At 39.1% G+C, this 20808-nt stretch carries 21 protein-coding genes; 10 read left to right on the top strand and 11 right to left on the bottom strand.

Translation table 11 applies throughout. The features are described from left to right. Positions 1–184 precede the first annotated feature (184 nt). From kdpA to R2Q70_RS18685, 5 genes are all read right to left on the bottom strand, one after another. Positions 185–1903: a potassium-transporting ATPase subunit KdpA gene (kdpA, locus tag R2Q70_RS18705; RefSeq protein WP_316809068.1), complete on the bottom strand. Its 1719-nt coding sequence runs from the start codon at positions 1901–1903 to the stop codon at positions 185–187. A gap of 172 nt (positions 1904–2075) precedes the next feature. Continuing rightward, complete coding sequence (locus tag R2Q70_RS18700) at positions 2076–2153, bottom strand: potassium-transporting ATPase subunit F (RefSeq protein ID WP_082468366.1); 78 nt, start codon at positions 2151–2153, stop codon at positions 2076–2078. 358 nt (positions 2154–2511) lie between these two features. After that, positions 2512–2796 carry a hypothetical protein gene (locus R2Q70_RS18695; protein ID WP_316809067.1) on the bottom strand — a complete coding sequence of 95 codons (285 nt, stop codon included), beginning with the start codon at positions 2794–2796 and terminating at the stop codon, positions 2512–2514. A 1-nt stretch (position 2797) separates the two neighbouring features. After that, entirely contained in the window at positions 2798–3022 is a 225-nt protein-coding gene (locus tag R2Q70_RS18690; protein WP_316809066.1) for a hypothetical protein, read from the bottom strand. Between the two features lie 29 nt (positions 3023–3051). After that, entirely contained in the window at positions 3052–4389 is a 1338-nt protein-coding gene (locus R2Q70_RS18685) for a sigma-54 dependent transcriptional regulator (RefSeq protein WP_316809065.1), read from the bottom strand. Between the two features lie 116 nt (positions 4390–4505). Here R2Q70_RS18685 and R2Q70_RS18680 point away from each other — a divergent pair, with 116 nt between their 5' ends. The 5 genes from R2Q70_RS18680 to R2Q70_RS18660 all read left to right on the top strand — a co-directional run bounded on the left by R2Q70_RS18680 (position 4506) and on the right by R2Q70_RS18660 (position 11824). Beyond that, positions 4506–6974, top strand: a complete 2469-nt coding sequence (locus R2Q70_RS18680; RefSeq protein ID WP_316809064.1) for a PIG-L family deacetylase — start codon at positions 4506–4508, stop codon at positions 6972–6974. Positions 6975–7076: 102 nt separating this feature from the next. Continuing rightward, complete coding sequence (locus tag R2Q70_RS18675; RefSeq protein ID WP_316809063.1) at positions 7077–8768, top strand: sodium:solute symporter; 1692 nt, start codon at positions 7077–7079, stop codon at positions 8766–8768. 36 nt (positions 8769–8804) lie between these two features. Further along, positions 8805–9323 carry a DUF2911 domain-containing protein gene (locus tag R2Q70_RS18670; protein WP_316809062.1) on the top strand — a complete coding sequence of 173 codons (519 nt, stop codon included), beginning with the start codon at positions 8805–8807 and terminating at the stop codon, positions 9321–9323. Between the two features lie 140 nt (positions 9324–9463). Further along, positions 9464–11545 (top strand): glycoside hydrolase domain-containing protein, encoded by a 2082-nt coding sequence (locus R2Q70_RS18665; protein WP_316809061.1) that lies wholly within the window; start codon positions 9464–9466, stop codon positions 11543–11545. An 87-nt stretch (positions 11546–11632) separates the two neighbouring features. Continuing rightward, positions 11633–11824, top strand: a complete 192-nt coding sequence (locus R2Q70_RS18660; RefSeq protein ID WP_316809060.1) for a hypothetical protein — start codon at positions 11633–11635, stop codon at positions 11822–11824. A gap of 106 nt (positions 11825–11930) precedes the next feature. Here the strand turns inward: R2Q70_RS18660 and R2Q70_RS18655 are convergent, their stop codons facing one another. Next, positions 11931–12428, bottom strand: a complete 498-nt coding sequence (locus R2Q70_RS18655) for a 2'-5' RNA ligase family protein (protein WP_316809059.1) — start codon at positions 12426–12428, stop codon at positions 11931–11933. Positions 12429–12462: 34 nt separating this feature from the next. Continuing rightward, complete coding sequence (locus tag R2Q70_RS18650; RefSeq protein ID WP_316809058.1) at positions 12463–12747, bottom strand: hypothetical protein; 285 nt, start codon at positions 12745–12747, stop codon at positions 12463–12465. Between the two features lie 440 nt (positions 12748–13187). On the opposite strand from R2Q70_RS18650, the gene R2Q70_RS18645 reads away from it, so the two are divergent. Together R2Q70_RS18645 and R2Q70_RS18640 are read left to right on the top strand one after the other, a co-directional pair. Further along, the gene (locus tag R2Q70_RS18645) at positions 13188–13418 is read left to right on the top strand and encodes a LuxR C-terminal-related transcriptional regulator (RefSeq protein WP_316809057.1); all 231 of its coding nucleotides are present in this window, start codon (positions 13188–13190) and stop codon (positions 13416–13418) included. A gap of 275 nt (positions 13419–13693) precedes the next feature. Next, the gene (locus R2Q70_RS18640; RefSeq protein ID WP_316809056.1) at positions 13694–14128 is read left to right on the top strand and encodes a hypothetical protein; all 435 of its coding nucleotides are present in this window, start codon (positions 13694–13696) and stop codon (positions 14126–14128) included. Here the strand turns inward: R2Q70_RS18640 and R2Q70_RS18635 are convergent. Beyond that, positions 14125–17247 (bottom strand): PAS domain-containing protein, encoded by a 3123-nt coding sequence (locus tag R2Q70_RS18635; RefSeq protein WP_316809055.1) that lies wholly within the window; start codon positions 17245–17247, stop codon positions 14125–14127. The genes R2Q70_RS18640 and R2Q70_RS18635 overlap by 4 nt on opposite strands. A gap of 212 nt (positions 17248–17459) precedes the next feature. Here R2Q70_RS18635 and R2Q70_RS18630 point away from each other — a divergent pair, with 212 nt between their 5' ends. Further along, positions 17460–17630, top strand: coding sequence for a hypothetical protein (locus R2Q70_RS18630; RefSeq protein ID WP_316809054.1), 171 nt, complete (start codon positions 17460–17462; stop codon positions 17628–17630). Between the two features lie 50 nt (positions 17631–17680). Here R2Q70_RS18630 and R2Q70_RS18625 read toward each other — a convergent pair whose 3' ends face one another. From R2Q70_RS18625 to R2Q70_RS18615, 3 genes are all read right to left on the bottom strand, one after another. Further along, entirely contained in the window at positions 17681–18781 is a 1101-nt protein-coding gene (locus R2Q70_RS18625; protein ID WP_316809053.1) for an AI-2E family transporter, read from the bottom strand. Positions 18782–19003: 222 nt separating this feature from the next. Then, positions 19004–19573, bottom strand: coding sequence for a translation initiation factor IF-3 (infC, locus tag R2Q70_RS18620; RefSeq protein ID WP_010599961.1), 570 nt, complete (start codon positions 19571–19573; stop codon positions 19004–19006). 244 nt (positions 19574–19817) lie between these two features. Continuing rightward, a complete protein-coding gene (locus R2Q70_RS18615) occupies positions 19818–20111 on the bottom strand; it encodes a hypothetical protein (protein ID WP_316809052.1) in 294 nt (97 codons plus the stop codon). 160 nt (positions 20112–20271) lie between these two features. Between R2Q70_RS18615 and R2Q70_RS18610 the strand changes: the two genes are divergently transcribed. Together R2Q70_RS18610 and R2Q70_RS18605 are read left to right on the top strand one after the other, a co-directional pair. Next, on the top strand, positions 20272–20415 hold the full coding sequence (locus R2Q70_RS18610) for a DUF2256 domain-containing protein (RefSeq protein ID WP_316809051.1): 144 nt from the start codon (positions 20272–20274) through the stop codon (positions 20413–20415). A gap of 113 nt (positions 20416–20528) precedes the next feature. Then, positions 20529–20756: a response regulator transcription factor gene (locus tag R2Q70_RS18605; RefSeq protein ID WP_316809050.1), complete on the top strand. Its 228-nt coding sequence runs from the start codon at positions 20529–20531 to the stop codon at positions 20754–20756. Positions 20757–20808 lie beyond the last annotated feature (52 nt).

Raw genomic sequence — 20808 nt, 5'->3', positions numbered from 1 at the left:
TGTATGATGTTTGATGTAAGATGGATGATGTGTTTGGAAAATACCAATATTCACTTTCCATTATTATTTAAACTTTGAACCGGTATGATGAATGGTATTACCTTATCCATCTTCCATATTCCTTTTTACCTCTAGAGCTGTATGATGTTTAGGCTATTCCCTTATCCATCTTCCATCTCACGTTTTACCTCAATTGAGAAAAGTATTCCGCCAATGGCCCCAAAGCCAATGCTGGGAAGTACGACAGCGCATTGAGTACTAAAATCACAGCGAAAGTCATTAGTGCAAATGTTTTGGTATCAGTTTTTAAAGTTCCTGCAGATTCCGGGATGAATTTTTTAGCGCCTAACAAACCTGCAATGGCAACCGGGCCAATTATCGGCAAGAAGCGACCTAAGAAAATGATCACACCGGTAAGCACATTCCAGAATACATTGTTGTCGCCTAAACCCTCGAAGCCAGAACCGTTATTTGCGTTTGACGAAGTCACTTCATAGAGCATTTCTGAGAAACCATGGAAACCAGGATTGTTTAACCAGTTTTTCGGCTGTGTAGCCCAGGCCGCATCGCCATGATTAATAAATACGAAACTTGCAATGGCTGTTCCCGCTAAAATTAAAAACGGACTTAACAAGGTGATGATGGCTGCGATTTTAATTTCCCTGGCTTCCACTTTGTGACCTAAAAACTCTGGCGTTCTGCCCACCATCAAACCTGAAATAAATACGGCAATAATCAGATAGATGAAGTAGTTTAATAAACCAACGCCGCATCCACCATAAATGGCGTTAATCATCATCGCTAGTAATTGCCATAAACCTGTTAGTGGCATGGTGCTGTCATGCATTCCATTCACCGAACCTGTAGAAATTACTGTAGTTAGCGTACTCCAGTATGCGGTGGCAGCAGGTCCGAGGCGCATTTCTTTACCTTCCATTGCACCAGTAGTTTGCGATATACCCATTTTTGCCAACGCAGGATTTCCGCCTAATTCAGAAGTCAGCGTTGGAATCATCAGCATAAACAAACCAATCGTCATTACCCCGAAGATGGTCCAGGCCAGTTTTCTCCTTCGGATGAAATATCCGAAAGCGATAATCATAGCCATGGGAATAATGGTTTGGGCAATGATTTCAACCATGTTGGTTAAATAACTTGGGTTTTCGAATGGATGGGCAGAGTTTGCACCAAAATACCCACCACCATTCGTTCCCAAGTGTTTGATGGCAATCATCTGCGCTGCCGGGCCTCGCGATACATTTACGGTATCGCCCTGAACAGAAACGAACTGGTCTTTCGCTTCGTAACTGGCAGGTGTGCCATTAAAAGTTAAAACTAATGCCACAACGATTGATAATGGCAATAATAATCGTGTAATGGCCCTGACGAAAAACTCCCAAAAGTTTCCCAGCTGTGTGGTGGTTCTATCCCTAAAAGCTTTAAATAATACTACAGCTGCGGCTATACCTGTTGCGGCACTTACAAATTGCAGAAACATCAGCACAAATTGCTGTGTGAGATAGCTTACGCCGCTCTCGCCTGAGTAATGTTGCAGGTTACAATTGGCAACAAAACTAATGATCGTATTGAAAGCTAAATCTGGTGTCATTCCAGGATTTCCATCAGGATTAAAGGGCAGTTTATCCTGAAATATTAATACAAAAAAGCCGTAAACCAGCCATAAAATATTGATGGTTAGCAAAGCTTTTAGTTGCTGTTTCCAGTTCATCTGTTCTTTAATGTTGATGCCTGAAAGTTTATAAATTCCGTTTTCGAGCGGTTTTAAAAAGTCTGTCCAAACGTTTTCTCCCGCAAAAACTTTCGCCAAATACTTACCCAAAGGGATGGCAATGACTATGGTGAGGAGGAAGGTGGCAATGATGCCGGTTAATTCAGTGTTCATTTTTTTTGTTTTGGGAGAATGGGATTTAGTAGGGTGTATATGGCGAATTGGAAATAGGTATTTAGAAATAAATGTTTGGAAATAGGTAATTGGAAATAGATTAGTGTTTTATTCTATATTGCCTATTTTCAATTTTCCATTCCCCATTTTTCTACTTTCCATTTTCTTTGTTTTAAAATTTTTCTGGTTTAATCAACACGTAAATCATATAGATAAATACGGCGATTGCGATGATGAATAGTGCTAACATTTTCTTTAGATTTTTTCAAACCAATCGATAGAAAGGTAAGTTGCCCAGCAGAGTAGGATTAGAATTAGAAACAGGATCATTGTCATAACTTATTGATTTATGAAATGCCTGTTGCCAACTCTTGTGCCGAGAGAATTGTGGTTTTTATAAGTCACTGTTTTGCAGTGTATTGAATTATTTTTATGCCTGGATCGAAATTTTAGGCATAAAAAAACCCTTCCAAAATGGAAGGGTTTTTATCGTTTTGGTGATGTTACAAACTTAAAACTAACTTTTATTAAGATAAATTATTTGTTAAGATTTATCAAAATAAGCCATAAGTTCGATAATACCAATTCGCTTATTTTCTATCGGCCTTTTAATTTTGGATTTCGGCTTTGATGAAGTATTGCAATAATAACAATGGTCTTGTTTGTTCATTGAGATAAAAGTGAATGGCATACGGAAAAATATCTGTGAACGCTGTTCTAATATCTTTATGCCTTATTTCATAACCTTTAGGGTTATTTTGTAACCTCAAAAGTGATTTTTTAACTTGTTGAGCAAATCGTTTTTCTAATCCTGGTTTTTGATTTTTATACCAATCTTTAGCCTCTTTAATGTCTATCGAAACCTCATCATAATAATTTAAGGTATAGCTCATATTATTCGTCGAGGTCGTTCATAAGAAACGTTATTGGTTTTAATTTATCAGGATGTTTGCTGATGTCTTCTAATCTACTATCTATTAGTTTTTTATGCCATTCAGGTAAAGAAAAATCAATCGAATCTACATCTGGATAAATGTTTTTTATCTTTTCCCATTCTTCAATAGGAACTTGAACGGCTGTGATTTCGCCACTATCATTTGAAAGATATTGAATGCTCATATAACAAATTTAACAAAAATCCTTTGTAATCATTCCTCATTAATTCCATACTCTTCAATCTTGCGATAAAGAGTCGTCAAACCGATTCCCAACAACCTGGACGTTTCAGCCTTATTGCCTTTGGTATGAACAAGCACTTTTTGAATATGTTGTTTCTCAACCTGTTGGAGATTAAATCTGTTTTCCATTGGAGCAAATTCAAAAAAATCCTGTGGCAGCGCAGATGGATTCAGGCTGTCGCCATCCGATAGAATAACCAGTCGCTCGATGATGTTTTTAAGCTCCCGGATGTTTCCTTTCCAGTTGTATTTTTCAAAGATATCAAGAATGTTGTTTTCTAATTTAAGTTCCGGGCGACTGGCTTTAATGGCAAAAGTTGTTAAATAATGCTGCGCCAAGGCGGGGATGTCGGCTTTCCTTTCCCGCAAAGGTGGAAGAACAATAGTAAAAACTGACAAACGGTAGTATAAGTCGGAACGGAATTTTCCTGATGCGGCATCTGCTTTTAAATCTTTGTTCGTTGCCGCAAGGATGCGAACATTCACTTGTTGTGTATTGGTATCGCCCACTTTGATAAAACTCTGGTTTTCCAGCACCCGAAGAAGTTTCGCCTGCAAATCGAGGTTCATTTCCCCAATTTCATCCAGAAACAAAGTGCCGCCATTGGCCTCTTCAAGCAATCCTTTTTTATCTTTATTTGCACCAGTAAATGCTCCGGCTTTATAACCAAAAAGTTCACTTTCCAATAAATCTGGAGAAAAACCACTGCAGTTTAGCGCAACGAACGGTTTTGTTGATCTCGGGCTTTCAAAGTGGATCGACTGTGCAAAAACCTCTTTGCCGGTTCCGGTTTCGCCGAGTAAAAGCACAGTTGTATCGGTTTTGCTTACCCTTTTCGCTAAGTCAATTGCGTCCTTCAATGGTTTAGATTGACCGATAATGCTTGCAAAGCTATGCTTTTTTGAGGTGCTGTGTTCAAGCTCGAAAATTCGCTGCTGCAGGTTTACTTTATCCATCGCCTTGTAAAGCAGCGGAATAATTTTATCATTATCATCGCCTTTAACCAAATAATCAAAAGCACCATTTTTAATGGCTAAAACACCGTCTGGAATGGTTCCATATGCAGTCAGATTGATAATTTCAACGAATGGTTTAAGCAATTTGATATCTTTTACCATGGCAACCCCATTCACATCCGGCAATTTCACATCACTGATCACAATGCTAATGTCGTTGTTTTTCAAAAGTTTTAATCCCTCTTTACCGGTGTTTGCCTGCAGGGTTTTAAAACCTTCTAATTCAATAATCCTCGAAAGTAAGCTGCATATTTTTTTTTCATCATCAATGATGAGGACAATCCCATTCATAGGTATAATTTATGATGCAATATTAAGGATTAATTATTCTTTGTTTGTACCTTTTTCGATTCCAACTGCGTGAAATAAAACCATTTTGAGCATATTTGTTGCACAAAGCAAATTCTATGTTCAAAAGCGTATTCCTGGTAATCATCCTCGGTTTTTTTGTGTTTTCTAGTTCAGCTCAACAAATTCGCCCTGCAAAATCTGCTGAAATTTATCGTGAACTAAAAACTTTAAAGCATATCCCTAAAGTACTTTATCTGGCAGCACATCCTGATGATGAAAATACGGGCTTATTGTCATGGCTGATTAATGAGCGAAATGTAGAAACAGGTTATTTATCATTAACCAGGGGCGATGGTGGGCAAAATTTATTAGGTACCGAACAAGGTGCGGCCTTAGGTTTAATTCGTACCCATGAACTTTTAGAAGCCCGGAAACTAGATGGTGCACAACAATTTTTCACCAGGGCTATTGATTTTGGTTTCTCGAAAAACACGAATGATACCTTTAAGCAATGGGATGCCGATAGCATTACGGCTGATGTGGTTTGGGTAATTAGAAAATTCAGGCCCGATGTGATCATTTGCCGTTTCCCACCAACTGCCGCGGCAGGGCATGGGCAGCATGCAGCATCGGCGGTGGTGGCTGAGAAGGCATTTGCAGCTGCAGCCGATAAAAATATGTTTCCTAATCAGTTGAAATATGTGGATGTTTGGCAGCCAAAAAGATTGGTTTGGAATACTTTCCGTTACGGATCTGCCAATACCACTGCGGAGAATCAATTGAAGGTTACGGTGGGCCAGTACGATGCGCAATTAGGCATGGGTTATGGTGAACTGGCTGGTTTGAGCAGAAGTTTACACAAAAGCCAGGGTGCCGGAACACAATCTGTCGCTGGTGTTCGCACTGAATATTTCGCTCCTGTTTTAGGGGTGCCAGCCAAAGAATCTCTTTTTGATAAAATTGCCTTCAACTGGTCTGAAAAGGGAATAGATAACATTGATGAGCTGATCGATATCATTTTGTTGTCTTTCGATTATAATCATCCTGATAAAAGTTTACACGGACTGCTGATGTTGAGAAAAAGGATCGCCGAGATCCAGGATAAAAACCTGAAAAAAGATAAGCTGGCTGCAATTGACCATATCATTTTAAGCTGTACAGGTTTTATGGGCGAGGTAGTGACCAATCAACCTGAAGCAATAGCAGGAAATAGCTACAATTTTCGATTGAACTTAGTTTCCCGGTCAGCTACACCAGTAATACTTGAACAAATTAACTGGATCAATCAAACTGATAACCTAAATAGAAGGATTGCCGGCGATTCATTGATTACCATTGAACGTAAAATCCAGATACCTGCAAATGCTACCTTAACCGAACCCTATTGGCTTGAAAAACCGGCAAAGAATGCAGCCACTTTTAGCGTTGCCAATGATACCTTAATTGGTTTTGCCGAAACTGAATCGGCCCTGAATGTTGCGCTTTCCCTAAAAATAGGAACCGAAAAATTCAATATTAAATTGCCGCTTTCCTTTAAAAAATTAGATCCGGTTAAGGGCGATGTGGTGGAGCAATTGCGTATTGTGCCAGCAATGGATTTGAGTTTTGCGGAACCTGTTTATTTCGCAAAAGATAAAGAAGATTTAAAAATCACCCTGCGACTCAAAGCCAATAAATACATCAATTATGGTAAGGTTACTTTTAAAATAGGCAATGCCATCATCGCGAACTTTACCGGCATCAACTTACAGGAAAATACAATTACAATTAAAGACTTCCTGATCCCAGCCAATGAATTAAGCAAGATCAAGACCAGTCAAAATAAGCTGGAAGTGGTTTTTTCTTCCGAGAATAACGAGTTTACCAAAGGGCAGGTATTAATCCAGTATCCGCACTTGCCATCGTTGCAATATTTTATTCCGGCTACTACCTGGTTATTAAAGGGCGATGTAAAAGTGCTGGCGAAAAAAGTAGGTTATATTCAAGGTGCCGGAGATCTTATTCCCGAAGTATTAAAACAGGCAGGTTTGCAGGTTGATGTATTAACCGAAGCTGATATTTTAAATCCGCTTAAGTTAGCCACTTACGATGCCGTGGTGACGGGTGTTCGTGTAATCAATACCGAAAAACGGATCAAAAACTGGCAAACCGCATTAAAAACTTATGTGGAAAACGGCGGAACAATGGTGATGCAATATAATACCACGCAAGATATGGCGTTACAGGATTTTGGCGTTTACCCATTCCGCATCAGTGGTAAAAGGGTGACCGAAGAAAACGCAGCTGTTAAAATTCTAACTCCAAACCATAAATTGTTAAACTATCCTAATAAAATTACATCCGACGATTTCAATGGATGGGTTCAGGAACGTGGCGCCTACTTTCCCGATCAGTGGGATGAAAAATACGAAACCCTTTTTGAAATGAATGACACTGGCGAAGAAGCTTCAAAAGGTTCAACATTATATGCAAAATATGGAAAAGGTAATTTTATCTACACACCTTTAGCATTTTTCAGGCAGCTGCCTGCAGGAAATGTGGGTGCAGCAAGGCTATTCTTTAATTTTATCTCCGCAGGAAAATAGGATGAAAAACCAGCTTAAAAATTGGAACACCTGGTATATTTTACTTGCTTTGGCATTAATCTTCCAGATTGTTTTTTATTATCTCTTTACTAAAATCTGGGCATGAGTAATATCGATTGGTTCGTACTCATCTTCACCCTTCTTGCTGTAGTGGCCTATGGTGTTTTTATAGGGCGTGGCCAAAAAAGCAATGAATCCTATCTCAAAGCCGATAATCAAATGCCCTGGTACATTGTACTTCTAGGCATCATGGCTACGCAGGCAAGTGCAATTACGTTTCTTTCGGCACCCGGCCAGGCGTACACCGATGGTATGCGCTTTGTTCAGTATTATTTTGGCTTGCCATTGGCGATGATTGTAATTTGTATCACTTTCATTCCGATTTTTCAACGGCTGAATGTATACACAGCTTACGAATATTTAGAGCAACGTTTCGATAAAAAAACCAGGGTATTAACCTCGTTGTTGTTTCTCTTTTCCCGTGGATTATCGACCGGAATCAGCATATATGCACCTAGTATTATTTTATCAAGTGTATTAAACTGGAACATTTACTTAACCAACGTTTTAACCGGTGGAATTTTATTGATTTACACCTATGTTGGCGGTGCAAAGGCAATAGCACATACCCAAAAACTTCAGTTTCTCATTATCTTAGGAACGATGGCATTTGCCGGATATTTGCTGGTGCAAAATATGCCAAATGGAGTTGGTTTTAGCGATGCACTTTACCTTGCAGGAAAATCAGGAAAACTAAATGTGATTACTACTGAATTTGACTGGAAAGATAAATACAATATCTGGAGCGGACTGATTGGAGGTTTTTTCCTCGCACTCTCTTACTTTGGAACCGATCAAAGTCAGGTAGGGCGGTACATTACGGCCAAAGACAATACCAATGCAAAAATGGGTTTGTTGTTAAATGGTTTGGTTAAAATTCCGATGCAGTTTGCCATTCTGCTCATTGGTGCGCTACTTTTTGCTTTCTTCTCGTTGAAACCTGCGCCGATTTATTTTAACGAACGTTCTTACCAATATTTGAAAGAAACACAGCCCCAGCAAGCGGCAGTTTTTGAGGGGGAGCATAAGCTGCTCGAAGAAAAATTTAATGCCCAATCGAAAGCAATTCTTGCCCAAAAAGAAACTCATGCCGCAGGTTTGGAAAGTTCTATTGCTAGTTTTAAGGAAACCCAAAAAGACGTTAAAGATCTGCATAGCAGGGTAGAGGAAGCCATTAATAAATCGAACTTTAATGCAGAGAAAACAGATACCAACTACATCTTTTTATATTTTGTAAAAAACACCTTACCAGTAGGGATGATTGGCTTATTATTCGCTGTAATTTTCTTAGCCAGCTGGGGATCTATTTCTGCAGCGCTGAATTCACTTGCCGCCTGTTCATTAAAAGACGTTCATTTAATTTTCAGTAAAAAGGAGCTAGATGACAGAACAGAATTAAAATACAGCAGGCTGCATACTTTGGGCTGGGGGATATTTTCCATCGCGGTAGCCATGTTTGCCACGCAAATGGGTTCGCTCATTGAGGCCGTTAATGTGTTGGGTTCATTATTTTATGGTCCCATTCTGGGAATTTTTCTTGTGGCCTTCTATTTCAAAAGGATCAACGGGCCAATCGTTTTTATTTCAGCCATCTTATCAGAAATTGTAGTAATCGCCGTTTATGAATTCGATGTCGTATCGTTCTTATGGTTAAATGTGATTGGTGCTGCAGCAGTAATTATTTTTTCGACTTTGGGATTATTATTTTATCGACCCAAAGCATTAAATTCGTAAAATCAAAAACAACAAAAACAGATAAATAATATTACTATGAAAACGATGTTTAAATCTATCGCTTTGCTTTTTACCGCAATCACGATCTCTGCAAGTGCGATGGCACAAGATGCCCAACCGAAACCAAGTCCGGCGGCAACGGTAACCGGCAAAATTAAAGCTGCAACCATTACCATTAACTATAGCAGTCCTGCGGTAAAAGGCCGTAAAATTTGGGGTGGATTAGAAGCTTATGATAAAGTTTGGCGTGCGGGTGCAAATGAGGCCTCTACTTTCGAAACCGATAAAGACATCATGGTACAAGGAAAAGCACTTCCTGCGGGTAAATACAGTTTTTTCTTAATCCCTAAAGAAAGCGGAACCTGGACGGCCATCTTTAACAAAGAGCCTAAACAGTGGGGTGCGTACAAATACGAAGAAGCAAAAGACGCTTTACGTGTTGATGTAAAAACAAAAGCTTTAAAAGCTACTCAAGAGCGTTTGGTTTATAAAATTACCAAAACAGGTTTCTCTTTAGACTGGGATAAAATTTCTGTTCCGGTAGCAATTAAATAACATCATTTAGAACATATGTAAAGCCATTTCCGAATAGGAAATGGCTTTTTTGTTTCCTTTAAAATCGTCCAGGTAAATAACATCACACTTAATATTTACTTCACTTTAAAATGTTATTTTAGGCCAGTTTATTCTCAGGTATGAAAGTTTCACTTAAAATAATAGCACTCCTCTCATTTTTTCAATTAAACGTTTTAGCGCAATCAAAGACCAGCACTTTTTCTATCAAAGAAAAAAGACCGGTTGATCTTGTAAATGTTTTTTTAGGTTCATCAGGCGATCACGGACAAATGTCGCCGGCAGCTTCCTATCCGTTCAGTATGTTAAGTATTGGGCCCCAAACCTATCCAAAAACACATACGGGTTACGAATACCTGGCAAAGAAATTTGAGGGTTTTACGCACAATCGTTTCGAAGGTGTGGGCTGTCAGGGTTCAGGCGGGAACCTATTTGTGAAACCTTTTTTAGGCGATGATCCTAAAGCATCTGAACTCATAAAATCAACAGAGAAAGCTGTGCCAGGTTATTATGAAGTTGGCTTCGAGAATAAAATAAAAGCAAGCTTTTCCGTTGTAGGCAATGCCGGCAAACATGTTTATCATTTTCCTGCCGGAAAAAAGGGTATTTATTTGGATTTGAGTTATGCCTTTAACGGTGCCTTTGTGGCAGAAGAACATTCGATCAATCAAAATTCAGTATCTGGCTGGGTAGAATCAAAAACAACTTGTGCTGTAGGTAAATACCGGATTTACTATTATCTGGAAATAAAAAACAATATCAAATGGGAAGAGGTGACAAATCATAAATTCATCGCCAGACTAGGGATGGAGGCGGGATCTGTAGAAGTGAACGTTGCGCTTTCATCAGTAAGTGCTGAGGCAGCCAAATTTGCCATTAACACCCACTCGATGACTGAAATGATGTCGCAGAGCAGTGTGGATTGGAATAAAAATCTGTCGAAAATTGCGGTAAATGGTGATTTAAAAGATGCAAAATTATTTTATTCCCTGCTTTACCGAACCATGCAATCGCCTTATGTCATTTCCGATCAGGATGGGCAGTACCGCAACACCAAAGGCGAAATTCAGAAAGATGAGCAGGTTCGGTACAATGGCTGGGCCATTTGGGATAATTACCGTACACAATTGCCTTTGCTTTCAATCATCACTCCCGATCGTTATGCAGGAATGGTTACGTCTATTGCTGATTTATACAACTCAGGAAAAAAAGATTATGCAGGACAAAAGGAACCTTCAAATACTGTACGCTCGGAGCATGCCATTGTGGTTTTACTCGATGCCTACCGAAAAGGATACCCGGTAGATTTTGCTAAAATTGCCGATTCACTGGAGAAAGAAGTTCAGGGTTTAGATTACAAATCGCCAGATAAAGCGCTCGAATCGAGCTATGACAATTGGGCAATGGCTGAGATTTTTAAAATTTTGAAGAACCCGCAAATGGCAGAAGCGTATAAAGCCAAGGCGCTGGAGTACAAAAAATACTGGAATAAAGATTTCAAAGACCTAAGCAAACGTGATGTGGATCAAATGCAGGCCCGTGGTTTATATCAAGGTACCATTTGGCAATATCGCTGGTTTGTTCCCTATGATTTTAAAGGTCTGGTAGCGCTTGATGGGGGAGAGGAATCTTATCTGGCTAAACTAGATGAATTTTTCGCCCGTGATTTATACAACCATGCCAACGAACCTGATTTGCAGGTGCCCTTAATGTATAATGTAACCAAACAGGGTTATAAATCTCAATACTGGATGCACCAGTTGGCAGCTGACACCGTTATCCAAAATTATTTTAATGATAACAGCCGCGGCATTGGAAGTTACATCGGTAAAATCTACCGTAATCAGCCCGATGCTTATTTGCGCACCATGGATGATGATGCAGGCGCCATGAGCGCATGGTATATATTTACCTCAAGTGGTTTCTCTCCAGCCTGCGTAGGTTGGCCGGTATATTACTTAAATGTTCCTTTGTTTCCATCTGTTACGTATCACCTACCCAATGGCAAAACGTTTAGGGTAGAAACTGAAAATTTTAGTTTGAAGCACAAGTATATCAAACAGGTTTTCCTGAACGGAAAAGCCTATCTTAAAAATTATATCACACAAGATAACATTAACAAAGGTGGCGTTTTAAAAATTGTTTCTGCTGCAAATCCGATCAAAGTTTCAGCTACTGAAAACTGGATTTCGAGTATCGAATAAATGAGGATAGAAGAAATTTATTTTTTTAATGTGTATGCGAAAACAAATTATCTCATTGCATGTTTTCTTTATATAAAACGATACGACATGGCACCTTTAAAATTGAGCGAAGAACAAAATGCAACATTAACGAACAAAGATACAGCAGAACAAGTGAATAATCATTCTTTAGAGCTTCACCCGGAAGCCTATAAAGTGAAAGGACCATCTCCGGATAAAATGAATTCTGTTTCTGCATCTTTAAGAACCTACGCACACGGCCTTTACGGTTTGTTATAAAATCATAACCCCCTATTTTAAAAAAGCTCCTTTCTTATCAGATTGGGGCTTTTTTCGTGAACGGTATGCTGTGTAAAACAATCGAGCAGGTAAAATAATACGTTTGTTATTGTGTTTTAAGGAAAGGAAAGTAGCCGCGGTGTTCCCATGGTCCATTTAAGTAAATCCACAAATCAAGGCCATGGATGGTAAGTTCAAATGGCTCAAAAGATGCGTTGAGACTTTGAAATAAAGCTTTCGCCTGATCTGAGTTAACTTTATTTTGTATGGTAATGTGTGGTTTGAAAGGCTGTTTATCTTGCAGCGAAAGATGATGCTCAAAGTTTCTCCTCAGCATTACCCGCAGATTTTCCAGGGGCTCACTCGATATAAAATAGGCAACGCCATGGCCAATATTTCTTAAACTGCTTACGGTTGCAGTTATGGGTTTAAGCTCAATTGTTTCTAATACTTCCCTTAGCTTTGGAACATCCGGTAAGGTATGAAACAGTGTGAGATGGGCTTTTAGAAAATTTCTTTCTTTCGGGAAATGCAGTTCACGAAGTTCATCAAAGAAACGCTGATTATTGGCATCAATTCGGGCAGTCAATATATAGGTGCTCATCCAATAATAGCGTTTATGTAGCGCTAAGCATGATTTACTGTTCGTTTTGGCTGAAGCTTGCTTCTAGTGCCCCAAGGTAATCGAACGTAGCGAAACAATTTCCGTTCACTTTTCTGATGATGCCTTTGAAACTGGAAGGATAATCTCCAACAGATTCCCAGGCTTGTTTAGCCGCCATGGCATAGGTAACCAAATCTGTATCATCTTTTACTAAAAATGTCATGGTATTATCGCCTTCTATTCCGCCTCTATAGCTATCTATAAATTGGGTTTGATAATAGTTTTGTGGAATCGTTTCGGTTATACTGCTGTAGTTCATATTGTATCTTATTATCTCTTTAACATCGTTTGCTGTTATTATGTTTTAAGTAGGGTTGATGAACCGGACTTTTTTTAGTTGTTTCAGGAGTAAACCCAATTTAACTGATTCTTCTTTTTGGATTTGCTGCTTATCGGCTAAAAAACCTGAAGTGATGGTGCTCCAGGTTCTCATTAACTACGCTATTCCATCCGGAAGTAGATCGTTCCCATTAGTAATTTAATAACGCCCTAAGTTAATTCACTTCGGTATCAGTAAGAATAGTCCTTTAATACCATAAGCGCTTCAATAGCATGCAGCGCCATCTGCCTAATAACAGTCAAGGATGCTGCGGCTTAAAATTTACAACAGAAAAAGTAGTGAAGCAGTGGCTTCGAAGCACTTTTAATGGGGGTGTTAAATGCAAAACAATCTGCCTCATTGTACTGTTTTCATCCTTCATGGACATCAACCTAAATACCGTTCCGCATATTATGAGGCTTAATGAAGAGGAACATCAAGTTTTGATATTAATATCTGAAGGCCTTACTGCGAAAGAAATTGGAGATAAATTAACACTGAGCCTGATGCAGGTTAACAATCATCGGAAAAGCCTGCTTAGTAAAACCAAAGCCAGAAATACCGCTGCGTTGATTACCTTCGCATTTCGCTTCGGCCTGTTGAAAACATAAATTTTCCTGGGTCAACCATAACATTTATGCGGTAGTGGAAGACATTTATTAGAATCAAGATGAGTACAAACCGGCCACAGGTTGGTCAACATATTCATTCAATTGATCCTCATGTTACCTTTCGAAAAAAAAACACTTGTTTTCAAAACTTTTTTGCCCGCTTATTGTCTTGACTATACATCTATCTATTACAATCATTTGTTTGGTTTATTAAGGCTATTGAAATATCAATGGCCTTTTTTTGTGAAGTAATATGTGAAATTTGTTGTTCGCTGATGAAGATTAAGAAAGGCATTACACTGCTTATCTTTAATACACCAATCCAAAATCACATGAAACGCTCTTTCATCTTTCTTTTATGGGGTAGCCTTTGTTTGCTATCCTGCAAAAAGTCTGATCCTTCGCATCCAGGTTCAGGAATTATCAAAATTCAGGTAAGTCAGTTAACGGCTGTAACAGATTTGAATATTTCCATGGCTTGCCCATGCGGAAAAAAAATACTCCATGTCGACCGGCAATATGGGAATAAAACTTATGAAAGCTTGCCGGTAAAATCAGGCGATGAAATTATTGTTTCCATCGGTTCATCTGTTGTTAGCGATGATGCCGGAAACGGAAAAGGACACCTGGATTTTATCTATCATGATCAGGTATTACTGACTATCGACGGAAGCTTAAATGCAAGATCTGCCAATATCATAATACCTTAATTCAAGCCACCTTCGATAGGTATGCTAAAATAGAAAGTAGATCCGATACCTATTTCACTCTGAAGCCAAATCTGCCCATGATGACGTTTGATAATTTCGGCACAAAGATAAAGTCCGATACCAAAACCTGAAACCGTTTGTGGCTGGCTCATTACACGATAGTAGCGCTCAAAAAGCTGATGCTGGTCTTCCGGCATTATGCCTATACCCTCATCGCGAACAGCCACAATTGCCGATGCTCCATCCATTGAGCAGGATATTTCAATGGTACTTCCTGTAGGAGAGTATTTCACCGCATTAGAAATAAAATTATTAATCACCTGACTGATTTTTTCGCGATCGGCATTGATGAATACTTTTTCAGTTTTAAAGATGAATTGATGGCTATTCACCACAACGTTAAATTCTTCGTCGATTTCCTGCATCAACAGTGATAAATCAAAATGCTGCCTTTCAATATGGATTTTTCCTGATTCCAGTCTCGATACATTTAAGAAGCTGTTAATCATGTTTACCATTTTTTTCGACTGATTGTTGGCCTTTTCTAAAACGCTTAAGGCAAAACTATCCTGGTTTTTACTGGCCTTGCTTTGCAGCAATTGAATATAGGCTGTAAGCGAAGTTAAAGGCGTTTTCAACTCATGACTTACCATGCCAATGAAATCGTTTTTTCGTTGCTCGTCTGCTTTTACTTCGGTAATGTCTGAAACGATTCCGACCATTTTAATGGCCTTGCCTTCATTGTCGTATCTTGCTTTTCCATGTGCGCTTACCCAATGTATAGCGCCGTCAGGCCAGCTCACTTCATACTCTGCTTTATAAACCGCTCGGTTTTCAATGGCTTCATTAACTAAATTTTTAACATTTTCGCGATATTGGGGAAGCATAGAAGCGTACAAATCCGGGTAGGTAAAGTCCCGGTCGAGTGGCCATCCATAACACATTTTATAGCGATCATTGCATACCATCGTTCCTGTAGCCAAGTCAACCTCTGCTGAACCTAAGGCACCCGCCTCGATAGCAATGTTCAACCTGTTGTTTATTTCAATGACTTCTTTTTTAGCGTTCACCTGCTCGGTAACTTCGGTTACCACCTGCAAAATGCTATCGGTTTCTCCGGCATCATTTTTTACCGGCTGATAAATAAAGTTGAAGAAACGTTCTTCGAGGGTGCCACCTCTTAAAATATACACCTTATTTTCTACGCCATAGTAAGGTTTACCTGTGAGCAGCACACTTTTCAAAATATCAATAAAGGACTGATTTTTTAGTTCGGGCAGGATATCAACAAATTTTTTCCCGTCAACAGGTTCTGTTTTTCCCCAAATCTCCAGCATTTTGTCATTCGCACTTTCCACAATTAAATCAGCGGTTTTAAATACGTTAATGGCTACAGGTGCCTGCTGAATCAGCGAACGGAATTTTCGCTCGCTTAACGCAAGGCTATCTACCATTGCAGCCATTTTTTTTGTAGAACTGATTTGTTCGGTTACATCAATCAGCACACCGCTTAACCGAGTGGCTTTTTTTTCTTTATTGAAAATTGCTTTACCTTTTGCCCGAACGATTCTTCCTTCTGTTTCACCAGGCAATTGAATCACGTAATTGGTATCATAATATCCGCCAGATTCATAATTTAAAGCGTATTGGATGGCGTTAACCACCCTTTCACGATCCGATTCGTGAATCACATCGGTAGCCTTGGTTAACTCAATTTCATCTCTTGGCTGTAAGCCAAACCATAATTTAGTTAAATTGTTGCCAGAGAAACGGCCGGTTTCCGGGTTAAGATCGAATGTGCCTAAGCCGGCAGCGTCAATTGCCAGTTCTAGTTCATCCTGACTAATTTTTAGCTTCTCATATAGTGATGATAACTCAAAATTGAACCTGGCCTGTTCTTCATTAGAAGCCGTTAGCTCCTCATTAATGGCCACCATTTCTTCATTGATGGCAGCAAGTTCTTCATTTAAGTTTTGCTTTTCTTCTGCGGCAGCCTCAAGGGCTTGTTTAGCCATCACCACATCAGTAACATCGGCTGCGGTATTCATTACGCCGTAGATTTCGCCGGCAGCATTTCTTAAAGGAGTGAAAATGTAGTTGAAGTAAAAAGTTGTCGATACACCGTTTACTACTAGTTCAAGGCGCTGGTTTCTGGCTTCAAAAAATACACCTGTGGTAAAAACTTGATCAAGCTGCTGAAATATCGCCTGGTTGCTAAGCTCTGGCAAAACGTCTGCATAAAGCTTCCCAATCACGTCATTACCTTTACCCCAAACGCCGATAATGGATTGATTGGCGAAAGCAATCCTCATTTCTTTACCCGTATAAACCCCAATTGGAAAGGGTGCATTTTCGATAATGCTTCGGGTACGGAATTCGCTTTCGGCAAGTTCAATTAAGGTTTGTTCCAGCTTCGAACTGCTGTTCACTAATTCTTCATTAGTTGCCGCAAGTTCCTCATTCGACGCCAGGATTTCCTCATTCGAGGCTTCCAGCTGCTGGTATAAATATCCAATTGTTTTTACCCGTTCTGCAACCCTGCTTTCCAAAACTTCATTTAACTGCTGGAAATTATCTTTGCTTAACTGCAATTCTTCATTGGTAGCATTTAATTCTTCCATTGATGCAGCCAGTTCCTCATTTATAGAAGCCAGTTGTTGATTAATCTCCTGCTCATGGTTTAAAGCCTTTTGTTTTTCTTCGCTTTCTGCCACAATATCACGGGTACGGTTCAGTTCGGTAACATCGGTAGTGGTGTGAAGAATGTAATCTGTTTTGCCATTTTCATCCTTCACAGCCTGATAAATAAAATCGAAATAGAAAATCTGCAATTCGCCGTTTACAAATAATTCTGCCGGCGTATTTTTGCTTTCATAACTTATACCGCTACGCCAAACCTCTTGCAGTATGCCAATAAAAGGTTGCCCAACAATTTCGGGTAGTGCCTGGGCAATAGTCTTTCCAATTACCGATTTATCTTTCCCCCATAATGCAATCATCGCATCATTGGCAAATTCAATATAAATTTCTTCGCCTGAGTATATGCCGGTAGCATTAGGAGATTGACTAAGAATGTCCACTATTTTCGTTTCGGTAAACCGTGTCGGCAAAGGCTTCATTGCAGTATTTTATTTATTCTAAGGGATTTTGCGCATAAAGGTAACGGTATAACACTCATTTTGGTTTGGCAGAAAAAAAGAATTTTAATTGGCGCTGATGAATTGCACCGCTAAACACTTGCTGTAAATTAAATTTTTTCGCTAGGCCAGAAGATGTATTTCGCTGTGGTAGACCGAAAAATTATGTATATTTAGGGTATCAATTTACGCCTATGAAACGTCTCCTCATTGTACTGCTTTTACTCATCATCTACAATATTGCTTTTTACGCTACAAATCATTTATTTAAATTAGAAATTCCAATTACAGTACAAGTCGTTTCATCTATTGTTACCATAGGTGTTCTTTTCCTTAAACTGAAGGCTGGCAACCGGGTAATGTAAGTTGCAAAACATTATCCAGGGAAAAATTACCGTATTTTGATTGGTAATGATTAGGGATAAATGATATCCTGCGTACGTTTTTCAAGTTGTGGATCATCAGGAAACTTGCTGAGGTAAAACGCTTCGTAATATGCTTTAATGATAGCAGCCAATGGCGTTGCAAGCAAAGCTCCGGTAAGTCCAAAAGCAGTTCCCATCGCTAACAGGAGAAAAAGCGACGACATGGGGTGGATGTTCATCGTAGAAGAGCGAAGTTTCGGCATCAGAAAATCAGATACCAGTTCATTCAGCAAGAGAAAGAAAACCAAACACCATAAGGCTGTCGCGGGGCTTACCGAGAGTGCCACCAGGGTAGGGGGGATGGCCATAATGTAAAAACCTATTTTTGGAATAAGCTCCGAAAAAAAGGCCAGTGCTGCCCACACCAACGCACCTGGAACATTCATTAAAGTGAGGAAACCGTATACCAATACCGCTTCAATCGCACCGCCAATCAGGTTCGATTTCATCCAGCCAACAAGCATTACCGAAGTATGTTTCATTGCATTTTCTGCTTTCTCCCTTTGTTTTATCGGAAATACAGTTAAATAAAGTTCGATAATTGGCTTTGGGTTGCCTACAAAAAAAACAACCATGCAAATGAAAACGATGAAAACAAAAATCCCACCTAAAACGGAAAAAGAAAAGTTACCAATGCCCATCACCGTATTGCCTACCGAAGGCATAGCCGATGTAATGGATGAACCTCCTTCTCTAATCTCTTTTCGAAGTTCGGGGAATTTACTCAGCAGGTTGTCGAGGTATGCTGTTACACTCGCATAATATTTTGGCAGATTTCCAATGAGCACATCCAGTTGGTTACTCAAATGTGGCACCACCATCCAGCCAAGTAAAAAGGTAATCCCAAAAATGATGAAAAATACAATCAGGCTGGCCAGCCATCGCTTCATGCCTTTTTTTTCGAGCCGGCTTACCGGTGCGTTAATGATTACCCCAAGCACAATGGCGAAAATTCCAAGTAAAACCACACTAAGAATTTTATATAAAAACCAGAGCAGGATAACCAATCCGGCAGTGTAAAGAATAATCGAGGTTACTGTCCTGAATATCCCGTCATTTGTTTTGATGTTCATGCCTTGGAATAACTTCATTTGGCATAAAATGTTTGTATGATTTTGAAGGATTCGACCAAGCTACAGGCAACAGCAACTGTATCAGGATTAAGCTTTAAAAAATAACTTATCCTTTTTCCGAAGGTTCTTAATTGATTTCGAGTCGAAATTGTGGAGTAAAACCTTTTCATGCTCCCTTGCCAGAACATAAAATGATCTGGTAAGGGAGCTGATTATTACTTTAAAATACTGATATGCAATTTACCGCTTTGCGGCTTTGGGTGCCAGGGTTAAAAACATTCGCTTACCTTCGAGTTTTGGTAACAATTCTACCTTACCAACCTCTTCCAGTCCCTGCGCAAATTTCAAGAGCAGGATTTCTCCCTGGTCTTTATACACGATAGACCGGCCTTTGAAATGTACGAAAGCCCGTACTTTTTCTCCGCTTTCTAAAAATGAAACGGCATGTTTAAGTTTAAACTGAAAATCATGCTCGTCGGTATTCGGACCGAAACGGATATCCTTAATAATGGTTTGTTTCGCTTTACTCTTAATTTCCTTTTGCTTTTTCTTTTGTTCGTAAAGGAATTTGCTGTAATCGATAATGCGACATACAGGCGGCGTAGCGTTTGGGGAAATCTCTACCAGATCTAAATCCAGTTCTTCTGCCAGTTTCAGTGCCTCTGCCAGCGGGTAAATGTTGGTTTCAACATTGTCGCCAGTTAATCTAACCTCCGGTGAGGTGATCAACTGATTAATTTTGTGTTCTGCTTCTTTCTTTCTGAAGGGTAAGCGTGGCCCTCTGTAAAATCCTGCTTTTTTTAATGCCAAATTTGAAAATTTTTAGTGAAAAAATATGAATTAGCGCATACTTGATGCTGATGGAAATGATAATATAAGCCTTTTTGTGCCGATATCCAAATATCCGGCTCAATGATGACTTTATTTATACCGTTGATGCCAATCTTAGTTATGAAATATCCGACGATCCTAGTTACGAAATATCAGATGATCTTAGCTATAAAATCCCAAATGAAAATTTTCAGGTTAATTTTCAACCTGATAAACTTGGATATTAACTTATCGCAAGCTCCGTAGTTACTTTATTTTCTATTCTAAGGGCCTCAAAAGTGATAAGTATGAATCCCGATAAAAGTAATACCAGGGCAACAATACGCAGAAATTTTTCTGTAGTTTTTGTGTTGACCATTCTATCTGCACAGGTAAATCCGCTGATGCCGCTCACTCTTCTTCTTTCATTTCTCCGTCTCAATGCCAATATGAAAATGAAAGCGCCAAAAATCAGTAATAAGATGCCGCTAATAACAGGCATTGTAGTAAAATTAAATGTTTCTTGTGTTTCTATCATATAAAATAGACCCATTTGGACCAAAAAAGTTTAAAAAAAATAAATTTTGCCTCAGCTTAAACCGTGATGGTGCTTTTTTGGTTATTATTTCTAAAGGTTATAATATGCTTGATTTGACATTGATTTTCAGTGTGTTAATAGATCAATTTTAGCAGATACAATGAAAGGTGTGAAAAAGGAAAACCTGCCGGTAAAGATATGCCCCGTTTGTAAGCTTCCGTTTGCATGGCGAAAAAAATGGGAGCGGACCTGGAGTGAGGTGATTTATTGTAGTGTTAAATGCAGGCATACAAAACGGATTTAGGCGTTACCTTAAACCCTTACTTAAACTATATGCAATCAGAGCGGTTTATGCTTTACTATTTCTGATACAGGATGTTATGTATTTGTGCAATATATTATCGCTATCTTTAAAGCATGTTTAACCAGCTTAAAATTTCTTTATTTGATCTTGATATTACCATACGGGAGCTGACCGTGCTTGATTTTATTGCAGACGGTATGACCAACAAGGAAATTGGAGATAAAATTTTTTTAAGTAAACGCACCATTGAGGGGATTCGTGAATCATTACTAGTAAAAACCAACTCGAAAAATACAGCGGCATTGATTGCCTTTTCGTTTAGATCGGGCATACTCACTTAATTTATTCCGTGTAAGTTTCCATATTTTAAAACCTTTTGCGTATTTATACGGT

This window comes from Pedobacter agri (assembly GCF_032678665.1).
GTDB classification, from domain to species: Bacteria; Bacteroidota; Bacteroidia; order Sphingobacteriales; family Sphingobacteriaceae; genus Pedobacter; species Pedobacter agri_A.
Note: the sequence above shows the minus strand (reverse complement) of the source record. Positions and strands in the feature narration are given on the sequence as shown.